The sequence below is a fragment of the Hymenobacter sp. genome (assembly GCF_036388155.1).
Taxonomy (GTDB): domain Bacteria; phylum Bacteroidota; class Bacteroidia; order Cytophagales; family Hymenobacteraceae; genus Hymenobacter.
Genome location: NZ_DASVSI010000164.1, coordinates 56,671 through 71,152, shown reverse-complemented (window position 1 = coordinate 71,152; position 14,482 = coordinate 56,671). Strand labels below are relative to the sequence as shown.

Here is a 14,482-nt window from a genome sequence, read left to right as displayed (position 1 = left end):
GTTAGCCGATGATGACTCGTTCGCGGGTATACAGGAAAAACGATTGGCTGAAATCGATGAACGCGGCGCCCGCGCCGCTGGCCAGGGCCCGCTGGTAGGCCCGAAACGCCCCCAGGGCCGCCTCGTCCTCAAACCACATGCTGGCCACGGGCTCGTAGCGGCCGCCGCGGCTGGGGCCGAAGTACTTGGCGTCGGTGCCGATGGCCGGAATGGGCAGGCTGAGCACGTAGCGGCGCAGGGCTGCGGCCATGGCCGGCTGCTGGGCCAGCAGGGCGGCGTGCGCCTCGGCCAGCTGCTGCTGAAAGTCCTCGTCGGCCAGGCCGTCGGCTTTCTTGAGGAAGTGCATCACCTTCACCGGGCCGGGGCCGGGGTGGGGCACGGGCACTTCCGTTTCGGCGGTGGTGCCCAGCATCACCGAGGCCACTTCGTTGAACATCGTTTCGTCGGGCTGCACCACGGTGCGCACGTACTCGGACTCGCCGTTGGTGTGCATCGTTTGCGGCGACTCAAAGTAGAGCTCCGTCACGAAGTCGCGCCCGAACACCTGCTGGTATTCCGAATCGGTAGCCGCCCCAAAGGCCGAGTCGAACACGTGGCTCTGCACGTAGCGCAACAGCCCCTCGGGGCCCCCACGGGCAATTTCGCCGTGCACGTGCTCCACGTAGTCGAGGCATTCCTGGTGGGTGAGGCCGGGGCGGCGGCGCACGGCGATGAGTTGCTTAATCATGGGAAAGGGAGTAGGGAAATAGCTTGTGAAGCTGTTTAGGAAGTATGGTGCTTGCCGGTCCGACGCCCTAGGCGTCCGACCGGTTGTCGGGTAACGGCTCTCTGGGTATCGTGCTTGCGGCAACCGGTCGGACGCCTAGGGCGTCGGACCGGGCAGAGCCGCCTTTCTAAACAGTTTGATAAGCTCAACAATCATTCAGGCCGTCATGCTGAGCGCAGCCGTAGCATCTCTACCTCGATACTAATTAATCACCACTGCGGAGAGATGCTTCGGCTGCGCTCAGCATGACGGTTCATTGGTTAATTCTAGCCCTGTCTTGTAGCTCTTAGCTCCTCAAAACTTGTACACGGCCGACAGGAAGTAGGCCCGGGGCTGAATGGGAATGATGCTGTGCACGGCGTTGGGGTTGGCTTCCACCTGCGCTTTGGTCAGGTTTTGAGGGCTGAAGGACTCGACCACGGTGCCGGGCGAAGCCGAACCCATGATGCCGAGCGTGTTGGTGAAGTTGTTGACGTTGACGGCGAAGGACAGCTTCTTGGTGGCGGCGTAGCCCACGCTGCCGTCGAACTGGCTGAAGCCGGGCAGGTTGTAGGCGTTGGGCTGGTTGGCCGGGCGCTCGCCCAGGTAGCTCCACTGCACCAGGGCGTAGAACTTGCCCACCGAATACGTGGGAGTCACGCTGATAATCAAGCTTGGGTTGTTTTCGGCCTTGTTGCCGCTGAAGTCCGCCACCACGTCGTCGGCGCGGCCGTTGGTGCCCACGTTCCAGGGCTGCCACGAGGGGTACTTGGCGCTCTGCACCGTGAAGGCGCCCTGGATGTTGAGAAACTTAAACGGGTTGTAGTCGGCTTCCACTTCCACGCCCACGGTCCGCACCTTGTTGTAGAGCACGGGCGTGTAGTTCTGGTTGTTTTCGTCGTTGGCAATCAGGGTGCTGCCCACGTTGCTGAGCAAGCTGTAGAAGGGCGTCACGGCCAGGTTCAGTCCGTTGGTTTTCAGCTTGTAGCCCAGCTCGATTTGGTTGATGTCCTGCTACTTGGGGTCGTTGGTGGCGGCAAAGTCCGAGGTGTAGTTCTGGTAGAACGACACGTCCGGCGACTTCTGCCCGCGGGTGTAACGCACGTACACGGCGTTGTTTTCGGTGAGTTTGTAGTTCAGGCCCCCCGAGTAGGACAACGTGTTCAGCTGCTTGTTGAACCGCACGTCGTTCTGGCCCAAGACCCCGTAAAAATTGTCGTACACCGTGAGCGGGTCGCCGTCGAAGCCGCCGGGCTTGGTGGTGGGCACCGTGCGGCGGTTCACGCCGTCGAGGCGGATGTGCTCGAAGCGCACGCCCCAGTCGAAGTTGAGCTTGTCGCCGAAGTTCAGGTTGTTGCCAACGAAGCCCGCCAGCTGGTCGTTGGTGTAGTCGTAGGCGCCGTAGCCGAACGAGCCGCCCAGCTTCAGGTAGCCCGTGCCCGGCTCGGAAATCTGGTACGTTTGGCCCGCCCGCGGGCCCACGCTTGGCACAAACGTGACGTCGAGCAGGCCGGCCCGGTCTTCCACCGGGGTCAGGCCCAGCACGGCGGCCTGCATCTCGGGGTTGCCCTTCAGGCGGCTGTGGGCGTAAAACAAGCCCGCGCTGACGCTGCCGTTGCCCAGCCGCTTGCTCACCGTGAATTGGTCGATGAACTCGTCCAGCTGGATGTTGCTTTTCAGCGAGCCGTTGTAGCGCACCGCGTCCGGCACGGCGTTGGGCAGGTCGGAGTTGAGCACCACAAAGCGCGGCCCCGTCGGCCCGAAATTCTGCTGCACCTGCGCCCGGATGGCCCCCGTGCCCTGGTCGCGGTAGGTGACGATGCCCGGCCCCAGCGGCGTGGTGCCGCTGAACACGCCCGTCACCACGTCGGTGAGGTAGGTGAAGTTGGTGGCCACGTTCACGTCCTGCTCCAGGTTCTTGCGGGAGTACTTGCCGTTGTTGCTGATGGACCAGGTGTCGCTCAGGTCGTAGGTGAAGCTCACGCCGCCCGTGATGTCGCGGGCGTGGCTCAGGTTGCGGGGGTCGAGGTCAATCAGGTCGGTGTTGGTGCCGTTGGGAACCCGGGTTTTCACGCCCGGCAGCAGGTAGGAGTCCGCCTTGTTCACGCCGGGCGCCAGCCGGATGTCGTCGTTGAAGCCTTGGCCCACCAGCGGCACGGTGGTGCCGTTGTGGTTGTTGAGGTACTAGGCGTACACCCGCACGGTGCCCTTGTCGAAGCTCTGGGTGACGCTGCCCTTCACCTGCCCGCCAAAGTTGAACGGGTAGCCCGCGTAGCGCGCGCCGTTGGCGTAGCGGTAAAAGCCGCCCACGTTGTAGCTCAGGCCCGTGTCGTTGAGCTTGTTGCCCAGGTTGAGGTCGGCGCGGTAGTAGGGCTGCCGGCCGTCGGCTTCCAGCCCGAAGCGGGTGAGCACCTCGTTCTCGGCCCCGTTGCTGCCCGACTTGCTCAGAAAGTTGAAGATGCCGCCCGGCGCGTTGGCGCTGGTAATGGAGGAGGTGCCGCCGCGCACGGCCTCCAGGCGCTGGATGGTCACGTCGTTGCGAAAGAAATAGTCCGGCGAAATCGTGCCGCTCGACAGGCCCGTCACCGGCAGCCCGTCTTCCTGCAACGACACGTAGTAGTACCCGTTGGCCGGCGAAGCCAGCGAGCCCACCGAGTTGGCCGACACCCCGCGCGAGTACACCGTATTCTTCACCTCGCCCAGCGCCGAGTTCACGTACACGCCCGGCACGTTGCGGAGCAAATCGGCGGCGCTCTGCGGCACCAGCCGCTCTATTTGCCGGGCGTTGAGCGTGGTGATGGCCACCGAGGACTCCATCTTGGTGCGCTGGTCAAACACCCCCGTCACAATCACCTCGTCCAGGCTTTTGGTGTCGTCCTTCAGCGAAACGCTCACGCGTTGCGCCTCCGGGCTGGGCACGGTCACGCGCTGGCTCTGGGCCACGGCGCCCACGAAGGAAACCATGAGCGTGTAAGCTCCGTCGGGCACGTTTGGGAGGCTGAACGTGCCGTCGGGGTTGGTGGAGGTGCCGGCCTTGGTTTCCGTCACCACCACCGTGGCGCCCACCAGCGGCTCGCCTTTGGCGTCGGTGACGCGGCCCGCAATGGTTCCGGTTTGGGCCACGGCCCAGTTGCTGGCCAGCACCAGCAGCGCCAGCGTCGCAATGCAGCGCCACGCAAATGTGAATAAGTGAGATTTCATGTGAACAAGGGGTTAGGGATGGGAAAAAGCAGCTGCACTCACGCCCCAAGGAGCCGCAACCGGCCACTTCGAGGCGAGATAATCCGGAGCAAGCGAGGCCAAGCCGATGGCCGCCGCCAGGTGTCGTTGGTATGGCAAAAGGGCGGGTAGAAGCCCTGGTTGGGTATCAGGCAAAAGCTCCTCCATCCACGGCCAGCGCGTGGCCGGTGATGAAACTCGACTGCTCCGAGCACAGCCACAGCGCGACTTCGGCCACTTCGTCGGGCCGGCCGAGCCGCTTGAGGGCCGCCTGGGCCGAGAATCGGGCCAGGGCTTCGGGGTTGTGCCGCAGGTTCAGGCGGCCGTCCATAATCATGGGCGTTTCGATGCTGGTGGGGCACAGGGCATTCACCCGAATGCCTTGGGTGGCGTATTCCAGCGCCGCCGTTTTGGTGAGGCCCACCACGCCGTGCTTAGACGCCGCGTAAGCCACGTTGTTCACGTGCCCGTGCAGGCCGGCGGCCGAGGCCACGTTCACAATGGTGCCGTGGCCTTGCGGCAGCATCACGGCCAGCTCTTCCTGCACGCAGTACCAGGTGCCGGTGAGGTTCACGGCCAGCACCTGGGCCCAGGCGTCTTCCGGGTACTGGCCCGTGGGGGCGTTCACTCCGCCCGTGATGCCGGCGTTGTTCACGGCGCAGTCCAGCCGGCCAAACTCGGACACCGCCGCCGCCACCATGCGCCGCACCTCAGCCCGCTGGGCAATGTCGGTGCGAACGAATACCGCTTCGCCGCCAAGGGCCCGGATGTGCTCGACGGTTTCCAGCCCGGCGGCTTCGTTCACGTCGGCCACCACCACCGCGCCGCCCTCGCTGGCAAAGGCCAGCGCCGTGGCCCGCCCAATGCCGGAGCCCGCCCCCGTCACGGCGCACACCTTGCCGGCGAAGCGGCGGAGCGTAAGGGCAGGGGCTTGAGGTTGCATGAGAAGCGAGTAATTGTTGAGTTATTTGGTGTCGTGCTACGGTGTGACCCCACCCCCGGCCCCTCCCCGGTGGGGAGGGGTGCCAGACGCGAGAATCGTTGTCTCCCCTCCCCACCGGGGAGGGGCCGGGGGTGGGGTCATTCCAGGTAAGCCACGGCGCGGGTCCAGCCGCCGCTGCCACCCGTGATTTTGACGGGGAAGGCACTTACCTTGAAGCCCGACGCGGGCAGCTGGTCGAGATTGGCCAGCTTTTCAATCTGGCAGTATTCCCGCTCGCGGCCCACGAAATGGGCGGCCCACACCACGCCGGGGCGCGGGTTGGCGTGGTAGTCGGCCGACTGCACGTGCAGCGGCGTGTCCCAGCCCCAGCCATCGGTGCCCATCACCTTAATGCCCTGGTCGATGAGCCAGCGCGTGGCTTCCACCGAAGCGCCGACGTGGATGTTGGCAAACTCCGGTTCGTACATTTTCTTGTCGGCATCGCAGCGCACCAGCACGATGTCGAAGGGCTTGAGGGTGTAGCCAATGGCGGCCAATTTCTCCTGCACATCAGCCGCCGAAAACTCGTAGCCAGCCGGCTTATCGGTGAAATCCAGCACCACTGCATCGCTGTAAAACCACTCCAGCGGCAACTCGTCGATGGTGCGGGCCGGCCGGCCTTCCGACGTGGGCCCGTAGTGCTAGGGCGCGTCCACGTGAGTGCCGGCGTGGCTGTTGAGCGTGAGCGTCTCACCGGCCAGCGCCAGCCCATCGGGAAAGGCGGTGCTGGGCACGCCAAACAGGCGCGGCCCCACCACCGTAGCCCCTTCCTCGTGCGAAGAAAACACCACCGACAGCGGCAGCGGGTCCCGCACGTTGGTGTCAATGGGGCAGCTCAGGTCGATGATGCGCATTGGGATGGCTATTGGTTTGATGAAGTGAGTATTCAAACAGTGCCGTCATGCTGAGCGGAGTCGAAGCATCTCGCTCGCTTCGTTGAACCAGCATTGATTACTACTGCGGGCGAGATACTTCGACTCCGCTCAGCATGACGTTCTTTTTTGTATCGTTTTATCGAAAAGTGTCTCAAACAATGACATTTCGGAGCTTGCCCAAGCCGGTGATTTCCAGCTCCACCACGTCGCCGGGCTCTAGCCAGCGGTGGGTTTCGGGGCCCAGCTCCAGCAGGCAACCCCAGCCCACGGTGCCCGAGCCCAGGATGGCGCCGGGCTGCAGCGTGGCGTCGCGCGAGGCCCGTTCCAGCATTTGGCCGAAGGTGTAATGCACGGTTTGGTAGTTGCCGTCGGAGAGCAGGCAGCCGTTCACGGTGGCCGTCATGCGCAGGTCGAAGCGGTGGTCGCCGGTGGCGTACTGGGCCATTTCGTCTTTGGTCACGAGGTAGGGCCCCAGCGAGGTGGCGAAATCTTTGCCCTTGGCGGGCCCCAGGTGCACCTTCATCTCGGCCATCTGCAAGTCGCGGGCGCTCCAGTCGTTGAGCACCGCATAGCCAAAAATGTAGTCGTCGGCGTCTTCGGCCCGCACGTCGCGGGCCGTTTTGCCCAGAATGCAGGCCAGCTCTAACTCGTAGTCCAGGCGCTGGCAATTGTGAGGCCGCCGCACGTCCGCATCGGGGCCCACGATGGCTTCGTGGTTGGAGAAGTAGAAAATTGGCATCTGGTACCACTCCTCGGCCAGCGTGTGGCCGGCCCGCTGCGTGGCGTTGACGAGGTGCTGCTCAAACGCCACGTAGTCGCGGAAGCTGCTGGGGTTGGGCAGCGGGGCCAGCAGTTGCACCTCGCTCAGCGCGTGGGTGGGCTCGGTCAGGTGCAGCTCGCGCAGCAGGGGCAGGTACTGCGCGTGCCCGGCAATGAAGCTGAGCATGTCGGCCGGCAGCGCACCCCGGCTGGCCTGGTGCAGGTCCATGACGCCGTGGTTGAGCAGCAGGCCGGCCCGGCTTTCGTGTTCAGCGCTTTGGAAGGTGACGAATTTCATTCTTACTAGTTGTTTAACATGCAGTAACGCCCTGGCCTTCACCTCACCCCCTGACCCCTGCCGGGCACGGCCCCTCTCCAAAAAAGAGGGGGCACCGGTTTTGCTTTAAGCAGGCTCAGCAAAGAAATCGTCCTCATGAGCCGGTACCCCCTCTTTTTTGGAGAGGGGCCGTGCCCGGCAGGGGTCAGGGGTGAGGTTACAGCGGCTGCGCCAGCGCCTGAAATGCCTCGGCCATGAGCTTAGTCCGGTCGCCCATGGTGCCGGCCATTTCCCACTCGCCGATTTGCCGGCCCACGTCGCACACCATTTTGCAGCGGGCGTAGCGGCGGGCCATGAAGTTTTCCAGGCTGGTCGCCAGCGGAATGTCTTTCAGCAGCTCCTCGCTCAGCACCAGGGTATCTTCCACCGAGATGCCCGCGCCCTGCCCAATGTGGGGCGAGGTGGAATGCGCCGCGTCGCCGATGAGCACTACGCGGCCTTTGTACCATTTTTCGGGCACGAATACCACTTCCATCGGCCGGTACACCACGCCCTTGTTGTCGGTGATGTCGTCGCGCAGCTCGGCAATGATGCCGCCGGTGTGGCCGCTGAGGCGGTCGCGCATCTGGGCCGCCAGGTCTTCTTCCACGATGCGGGGCTTGGTGGGCTCGTTCGACGTGACGTACATGTACATCAGGTTTTCGGCCAGCGGCACCAGCCCGGCGGCCAGCCCGTCGGGGGCAATGAAGTTGGTCAGGTGGTCTACCTGGCGGGGGAAGTTGTAGCGCCACACGGCCTGGCCGGTGAAGCTGGGCTTCACGTCCGGAAAAACCATTTCCCGCACCTTGGAGTAAGTGCCGTCGGCCCCCACAATGAGGTCGTAGGTGCCGGTAGTACCGTCGGTGAAGGTGGCGGTTACGTGGTGGTCGGTTTCGGAGTAGCTGGCCAGCGTTACCCCGAGGCGCACGTTGGTGCCGCTTTCCAGGGCCGTTTCGGTCAGCACCTTGTGCAGGGCCGGGCGCGACACGCCGCAGTTAGGCGGGTAGTTGGGCCCCGCCAGGTGGTGGCCGGGCATCACCACCTTGCCGCGCGGCGAGTCAATGGTCACTACGTCAAAAGGGTAGGCTTGGCCCATAAACTTTTCCAACACCCCCAGGTCATTGAACGCCCGCATCACATTCGACTGAATAATGATGCCCACGCCGTACACCGTCCATTCCTTTTTCAGCTCCACGATGTCCACCGCCACGCCGTTTTTACGCAGACTGATGGCCAACGAAAGCCCGGCAATGCCGCCGCCAACTACGAGTACCTTGTTTTCTGTCAACATCGGGGTGGGATTCAATGGTTAATGGTAATTGATGACTATAATCGCGTGGCAATTAATGGTTTACCACTAATGCTTAATCATTGGTTAGTTGCCGTCGCTTATCACCGTGCCGCCGTCCACCACCAGGTTTTGGCCGGTGATGAAGCCGCCGGCCCGGCTGGCCAGCAGCACGGCCACGCCGGCTATTTCCTCGGGCTGGCCCACGCGGCGAAGCGGCGTCAGGGCCAGGCGTTTGGCCATCACCTCGGGGCGGTCGAGCAGGGGCCGGGCGAAGGCCGTCTCAATCACGCCCGGCGAGATGGTGTTGGCGCGGATGTTATCCGGCCCGAACTCCACCGCCAGGTTGCGCGCCAGCTGAATCAGCGCGGCTTTCGACACGCCGTAAAGCCCGATGTTTCGGTTGCCGCGCACGCCCGCAATGCTGGCCAGGAAAATTAGCGCTCCATCCTTGCGTTCGGCCATTTGCGGCACCAACAGCTTGGTCAAGTAAATGGCGCTTTGCACGTTCACGGCCATGGTGGTCTCGAAATCGTTTGCAGTGATTTCCAAGGCCGAACCCATCGGGGCCATGCCCACGCACGACACCAGCACATCAACCCGCCCCAGCCGCGCGAGGGCCATTTCGGCAAGCTGGCGCACCTGTGCCTGGCTGCCCATGTCGCAGGCAACTGCCAAGGCCTTTATGCCCTGACTGTCAAATTCCTCAACCGTAGCCCCGCAAGCCGCTGCGTCGTTGCTCGACACCACCACCGCTGCCCCGTGCTGGCCCAGCGCCTGGGCAATGGCCCGGCCCATGCCGCTGCTAGCCCCCGTTACGAGGGCCACTTTGCCAGTCAGGTCGAAAAGGGTGGACATTTTTTTGGTGCTTGGTTGTTGGTGCTTGGTTATTCTGACTTAGCATTTTTGATTAATGGTTGGCAAAAACCTACCGAGCAACCAAGCACCAACAACAAAAAACTCACCAGTGAATCATGGGTTGGCCGGCCACTGGGCTGCGGAAATACGGTACCGAGGTGCCGCGCAAGCTGCCCAGGTACACCGTCCGCAAATCGGGGCCGCCGAAGGTGAGGCTCGACAGCCACCGTGCCGTGCGTGGCGCCCATGATTTCGGGCGTGAGCGTGCCGGCGTGGAAGTGGTCGAACAGGCGCTTTTTGGTTTCGGGGTTGCTGTCGTCGAGCAGCGTCAGGATTTCGGTCAGCGCAATCAGCTCGTCGGTGAAGATGAGCGTAATCCACAGATTGCCAAACACGTCGAAGGCGAAACCGTCGGGAAAGCCGCCCAGCGACGCAGGGCCGTACACCTCGCGGTCGGTCAGCGAACCATTGGGCTGCACGCGCAGGCGCGAAATTTTCCAGCCCGTGCTTTCCACCACGTACAACCATTCCTCGCGCGGGTCGAACCGGATTTCATTTGTCCCGCAAAAGCCTTCCACCACGATGCGGACGCCGTTTTCGTCAAGCAGGCCGATGTAGCCGTCGGCGGTTTTGGTGTTGAGCTGCCCGGTCCAGGGTTGCTCCCGCGTGGTAACCGTGAAGTAAATGCGCCCCTTCGAGTCGCGCAGCGGAAAATTGGCCTTGCCCAGCGGTTGCCCGTCAATGTCTTTGCAGATGGTCCGCAGATGCCCGTCGCGCGTCATCGTTTCGATGGCGTCGGTGCCCCAGTTGGCGATGATGAAGTCCCCGTTTTCCGCGAAGCACACGCCGTTCGGCAGCGAGCCCACCGACTGCACGTAGCGCGCTGCGAACGAGTCGCGGCCCTGCTGGGTAGGGTTTTCCGCTAGCGGGGTCACCAGGGCCTGCGTGCCGTCGGGGGCAATGCGCACGAGGCCGCCGCGGGCATCGGCGGTCCACACGGTGCCGTCGCGCTCGGCCAGCACGCACTCCGGCCGCTGCAAGTCGTGGCCGAGATACTGGATGTCGGCCCGATTTACCTGCCAGTTTTTGAGCGGGTTGTGCGTGATGGGGGGAGCGGCGGCGAGCATGGGCTTAGAGAGTTTGCTGAATCCAGTCGTACATCGGGAAGGTGCGCGTGAACCCATCAATCTGGCAGTGCGCCGAGCCGGGCGTGCTGGCGGGCACGACGTCGAGCGTGCGCGGGCAAGTCAGGTCGTTGAAAGTGCGGTAGGCGTGGCTTACCGGGTTCTGGCGGTCGTCTTCGCCGTGCAGAATGTAAGTCGGCATCGAAATTTTCTCGGCCACGCCGCGCAGGTGGTAGTGCGAAAGCTTCTCGCGGGCATCGGCCATGTTGTCCGCGCCCACAATGTGTTGCAGAATGGTGGCCAGCGGGTGATTGTCGGGCCGGTTGGCCCAGATTTCGTGGTAGTCGTACACGGCTCCCCAGATGGCGCACAGCTTGAAGCGCGGCTCAAACGCGGCAATGCGGGCCGCCATGTAGCCGCCCATGCTCACGGCCATGATGCCAATGCGCGCCGCGTCGGCGTTGAGGTTGGCCACGGCCCACTCAAACGCCGCGGTGCCGGCCACTTCGTAGTCGAAGCGGTGGTGGATGTGGTTGAGCCGCAGGGCGCCGCCCTGGCCGGGCCCGTCCAGCATCAGCAGCGAAATGCCGCGCTCGGTGAGCATTTGGGCCGGACCAAAAAAGAACTCTTCCGCCGTCGAATCCAGCCCGCCAAACAGTATCATGAGCGGGCCGCCCCCGCCCCCGGGCGCTTCCACGTAATACCCCGGCAGCGCGGAGCCTTCAAACGGTACTTCCACCCGGCGAGGGGGCGTAGGCAACAATGCGGCGCCTTTCTGGAACGCCGCCACGCTGCTTTGGTAGGTCGGAAACTTGCGGCCGTCGGTGGGCAGCAGAAAGAACTCCGCGGTGCGCAAGTAGTTGGCCGCCCGCAGGAAAGCCGCGCGCGCCGAAATCGTACGCCCCTGGTCCAGGGCTTGGTTGGCTTCGGCCAGCGAGCGGCGGCCCTGGCCCAGCCACTCTTTATGGAAGCTTTCCAGGTTGCCCACCTCGATGTTGCTGGCCGTGGCCAGCACCTCGTTGGTTTCGCCGCCGCCGTAGAGGCTCTGCGTCAGCGCGCGCTACACCTGGTACGAGAACATGTAGTTCTCCGGAAAAAAATGCCACATGGGTGGGGAGTGGGAAGATTTAAAGGTCTGGGTTGAAAAAGGGCCTCATGCGAAGCTGAAAAGCCCGTCTTGCTGAGCGCACAGCAGTGGAAGCACCAAACTCAATCGACAGGATTACGACTGCGGCAGAGATGCTTCAACTTCGCTCAGCATGACGTTCCGAATGCTTGCTATTCCACTTGCATTTCTTTTTTCACCATGCCCGTTTGCTGGTATTTGCTGTCCTGGCCTTCCTTCAGGTTACCGTCCTTGGCCCAGGGGTTGGTGTTGCCCCAGGCGTCGTTGGGGTTGTCGCGCAGGTAATGCACATCGGGGCCGTGGTCGGGGGCAAAAATCAGGCGAGCCCCGGCGTAGAACTCGAAGCGGTTGCCGCCCGGCTCGATGACGTAGATGAAAAATCCTTCGTCGGCTTTGTGGCGGGTGGGGGCCCCCATTTCCAGCTTGTAGCCGTTCTCAATCACCCAGTCGCACGCCAGCAGCACTTCCTCGCGCGAGTCGAAGTTCCAAGCCACGTGGTTGAAGGCGCCCGCGCCCGGCGTGCCCTTCGGGTCGGTGAAAATGGCGATGTCGTGCGACAAGTTGCCGGTGGTAAACAAGCCGCCCACGGGGGGATTTCGTCGGTGATGCGCACCTCGTCGGGGTTCTTCAGGCCCATGGCCTTCCAAAAGGCTTTCTCGGCCGGGTATTTGGTGGTAAACAGCGTCACGTGGTCGAAGCGCCGGGGCGACATGCCGCGGCGCCGGTTGCTGGCGTAGCGGTCGGCAAAAACGCTGCCGCGGGCCCCCGTTTCGCGCAGCCACGTCACGTCCCAGAAGATTTCGTGCACGTGCCCATCGGGCGAGTGAAAGCGGTAGGCGCGGCCGTGGCCCAGGTCGCCATCTACCCAGCCAATGCCCGCGCCAATGCTTTCCAAGTGTTCCACCGCATCTTCCAGGGCCTCGGGGCTGTCGGCGCGCCAGGCCAGGTGAGCCATGCCGGGCTCGGCGCGGTGCGTGATTTTGAGGGTGTGGTGGAAGTAGTCGCCCAGGCCCGCAGGTACACCGAAGTCTCGTCGCGGCCGGTTTCGTCAAGGCCGGCAATCTCGGTCAGAAACTTGACCGTTTCCTCGACCTTCGACCTTAGGGCTATATAGCTCGATGTGCGCAAGCTGGGAAATGTAGTGCGGATTAGGGGGCATGGCCGTTCACAATGAAGGGTGGAAAACTTAGAAGGAGGCGGTTAGGACCAGAGGGGGCGCTATTTGCCCCGAAAGTCTGGTCGTGGTGCCAGGCATAGTGAGTAAGTGGTAACTCATTGCTTTGATGGAAGCAAAACTACAGGCCGTGAATGCCTCGAAACTTGACTTTTGCAAGCGTTTTTAATACATAATCAATCATTCTATCAAAATTTTGCTCTTTTAAGTTGCTTTCCCTGAATCTGGAATTTGTAGACTACTAATTGTCACGTTGGTTTTTTAAGCCCGCTGTCCGACTTGCTGAAAGTGGCCATGTACCGGTCGGTGGGTTAGGGTGTGTGGACGCCAATGCTTCCCAGCAAAAAAGGCCGTCCTTCGGTTCGCTGCGCTCGGCCGGCCGTTTCTTGTGTTTTGCTGTCCACACACCCTAGCAGGTAGGGCGTCATCGCCTATAAGCTGGATATTTTCTTCCCCTCGCAGCGCAACGGTTTGCGTTCCTACGTGCGTAGCAGGGTCGCTCAGTGCCATTTGTTTGGGTTATCTCTCGGCAGGAGTGCTCGATAGAACCTCAGGTTTTCCTGTAGCCTCTTTCTCCATAATAGCCGCTCGCTATGGTCACGACAGACAAGGCAAAAATGGGCTTGCTCGTTGTATAATTAGGAAGCACGGATATGCCTACTAAGTGAGAAAAACACGCACATGTCCATCGTTAAGCCTACACTAAATGCACTGGTTGCAGTGAAACCATAGCTGTAACAAGCTTAAACCGCTGCTGGAAAAAATATAAAGCCGTCTCAGCAATGAGACGGCTTTATATTTTACTATAAATGCATATGTTTACTCTTTATTCTATCTACCCAAAAATCAGGTTTATGGAGCTTATTGACCAACTTTCCAATTTGGCGTCGCGAGCGCAAAAACAGATTGCCCATATTCAGACAGAAGAAGCGACCAAAACCGCTTTAGTAATGCCATTTATTAACGCGTTAGGCTATAATGTATTCGACCCTACGGAAGTAGTTCCTGAGTTTATCTGTGACATCGGCACGAAAAAAGGTGAGAAGATTGATTACGCCATCATGCGCGATGGCAAACCTATAATTCTTATCGAATGCAAGCACGTTGGTAGTGACTTGAACATCAATCACGCTAGCCAATTGTTTCGGTATTTCCACGTTACCGAAGCTCGAATTGCCGTCCTGACTAACGGATTGGTTTACCGTCTGTTTACAGACCTAGAGCAGCCAAACAAGATGGATGAACGTCCATTCTTAGAATTTGACCTGGCCAGTTTTACTGAAAATGACGTAGCCGAAATCAAGAAACTGAGCAAAGCCGCGTTCAATATTGAAGACATGCTTTTTGCGGCATACAACCTCAAATACATGCGTGCTTTCAAAAAGTATTTTGAGGAACAGTTTGCACAGCCTTCGGCTGACTTTATCAACTTTATTTCGAAGCAAGTGTACGAAGGGGTGCTCACGCCCAAGTTAAAAGAGCAATTCAGCATCTTGGTGCACCGCTCTTTTCATCAATTTCTGAACGATAAAATAGCCATGCGCTTGCGGTCAGCCATGATTGACACTAGCGGGCAAAGCCTGCTGGTGAACGATGTGCCAGCCGCACCAATAGCAGAAACCTCAGGCGCATCAGAAGCCGAAGGCAAGGACAAAGACCTGGAAACCACTGTGGAGGAAACCGAGGGATTCATGATTGTGCGGGCCATTCTGCGCAAGACCGTTACGGTGAGCCGCGTGGTGATGCGGGACGTGCAATCGTACTGCGGTATTTTGTTGGATGACAACAACCGCAAGCCCATTTGTCGTCTTCATTTCAATGGGAGCAAAAAATACGTGACGCTTTTCGATGTGGAAGGTGGTGAGCGAGTAGATATTGTCTCGCTTGACGACTTGTACGGCATGGCTTCACGCATCCGGGCTGCCGTGCAGAAGCACGAAACCAAAGTGCCTGCCTAGACTGAAGATGCATTTAGAATGACTTGCGAAAGCTGCCTACTTGGGCAGCTTTCGTTAT

The 14,482-nt window shown here is 61.1% G+C and carries 12 protein-coding genes and 2 pseudogenes; 1 reads left to right on the top strand and 13 read right to left on the bottom strand.

What is annotated here, in order from left to right:
- Window position 1 precedes the first annotated feature (1 nt).
- The 13 genes and pseudogenes from VF629_RS23480 to VF629_RS23420 all read right to left on the bottom strand — a co-directional run bounded on the left by VF629_RS23480 (window position 2) and on the right by VF629_RS23420 (window position 12,247).
- Entirely contained in the window at window positions 2-727 is a 726-nt protein-coding gene (locus VF629_RS23480; protein ID WP_331060945.1) for an EthD domain-containing protein, read from the bottom strand.
- Between the two features lie 333 nt (window positions 728-1,060).
- Window positions 1,061-2,893: pseudogene (locus VF629_RS23475) on the bottom strand (TonB-dependent receptor domain-containing protein).
- Window positions 2,894-2,929: 36 nt separating this feature from the next.
- Complete coding sequence (locus VF629_RS23470) at window positions 2,930-3,946, bottom strand: carboxypeptidase-like regulatory domain-containing protein (RefSeq protein WP_331060944.1); 1,017 nt, start codon at window positions 3,944-3,946, stop codon at window positions 2,930-2,932.
- A 166-nt stretch (window positions 3,947-4,112) separates the two neighbouring features.
- The gene (locus VF629_RS23465; RefSeq protein WP_331060943.1) at window positions 4,113-4,907 is read right to left on the bottom strand and encodes a glucose 1-dehydrogenase; all 795 of its coding nucleotides are present in this window, start codon (window positions 4,905-4,907) and stop codon (window positions 4,113-4,115) included.
- A 137-nt stretch (window positions 4,908-5,044) separates the two neighbouring features.
- Window positions 5,045-5,563: pseudogene (locus VF629_RS23460) on the bottom strand (cyclase family protein); the annotation flags it as partial.
- Window positions 5,564-5,587: 24 nt separating this feature from the next.
- Window positions 5,588-5,800, bottom strand: coding sequence for a hypothetical protein (locus tag VF629_RS23455; RefSeq protein WP_331060942.1), 213 nt, complete (start codon window positions 5,798-5,800; stop codon window positions 5,588-5,590).
- A 172-nt stretch (window positions 5,801-5,972) separates the two neighbouring features.
- On the bottom strand, window positions 5,973-6,878 hold the full coding sequence (locus VF629_RS23450; protein WP_331060941.1) for a fumarylacetoacetate hydrolase family protein: 906 nt from the start codon (window positions 6,876-6,878) through the stop codon (window positions 5,973-5,975).
- Window positions 6,879-7,074: 196 nt separating this feature from the next.
- Window positions 7,075-8,187, bottom strand: a complete 1,113-nt coding sequence (locus tag VF629_RS23445) for an FAD-dependent oxidoreductase (RefSeq protein WP_331060940.1) — start codon at window positions 8,185-8,187, stop codon at window positions 7,075-7,077.
- Window positions 8,188-8,271: 84 nt separating this feature from the next.
- Complete coding sequence (locus VF629_RS23440) at window positions 8,272-9,042, bottom strand: SDR family oxidoreductase (protein ID WP_331060939.1); 771 nt, start codon at window positions 9,040-9,042, stop codon at window positions 8,272-8,274.
- A gap of 29 nt (window positions 9,043-9,071) precedes the next feature.
- A complete protein-coding gene (locus VF629_RS23435) occupies window positions 9,072-10,169 on the bottom strand; it encodes an SMP-30/gluconolactonase/LRE family protein (RefSeq protein WP_331060938.1) in 1,098 nt (365 codons plus the stop codon).
- 4 nt (window positions 10,170-10,173) lie between these two features.
- Window positions 10,174-11,181, bottom strand: a complete 1,008-nt coding sequence (locus VF629_RS23430) for an alpha/beta hydrolase family protein (protein WP_331060937.1) — start codon at window positions 11,179-11,181, stop codon at window positions 10,174-10,176.
- Window positions 11,182-11,444: 263 nt separating this feature from the next.
- Window positions 11,445-11,834, bottom strand: coding sequence for a VOC family protein (locus VF629_RS23425; protein ID WP_331060962.1), 390 nt, complete (start codon window positions 11,832-11,834; stop codon window positions 11,445-11,447).
- The gene (locus tag VF629_RS23420; RefSeq protein ID WP_331060963.1) at window positions 11,732-12,247 is read right to left on the bottom strand and encodes a hypothetical protein; all 516 of its coding nucleotides are present in this window, start codon (window positions 12,245-12,247) and stop codon (window positions 11,732-11,734) included. Before VF629_RS23420 ends, VF629_RS23425 begins: the two co-directional genes overlap by 103 nt.
- Before the next feature lie 1,034 nt (window positions 12,248-13,281).
- Between VF629_RS23420 and VF629_RS23415 the strand changes: the two genes are divergently transcribed.
- Complete coding sequence (locus VF629_RS23415; protein ID WP_331060936.1) at window positions 13,282-14,424, top strand: type I restriction endonuclease; 1,143 nt, start codon at window positions 13,282-13,284, stop codon at window positions 14,422-14,424.
- The last annotated feature ends 58 nt before the right edge of the window (window positions 14,425-14,482 follow it).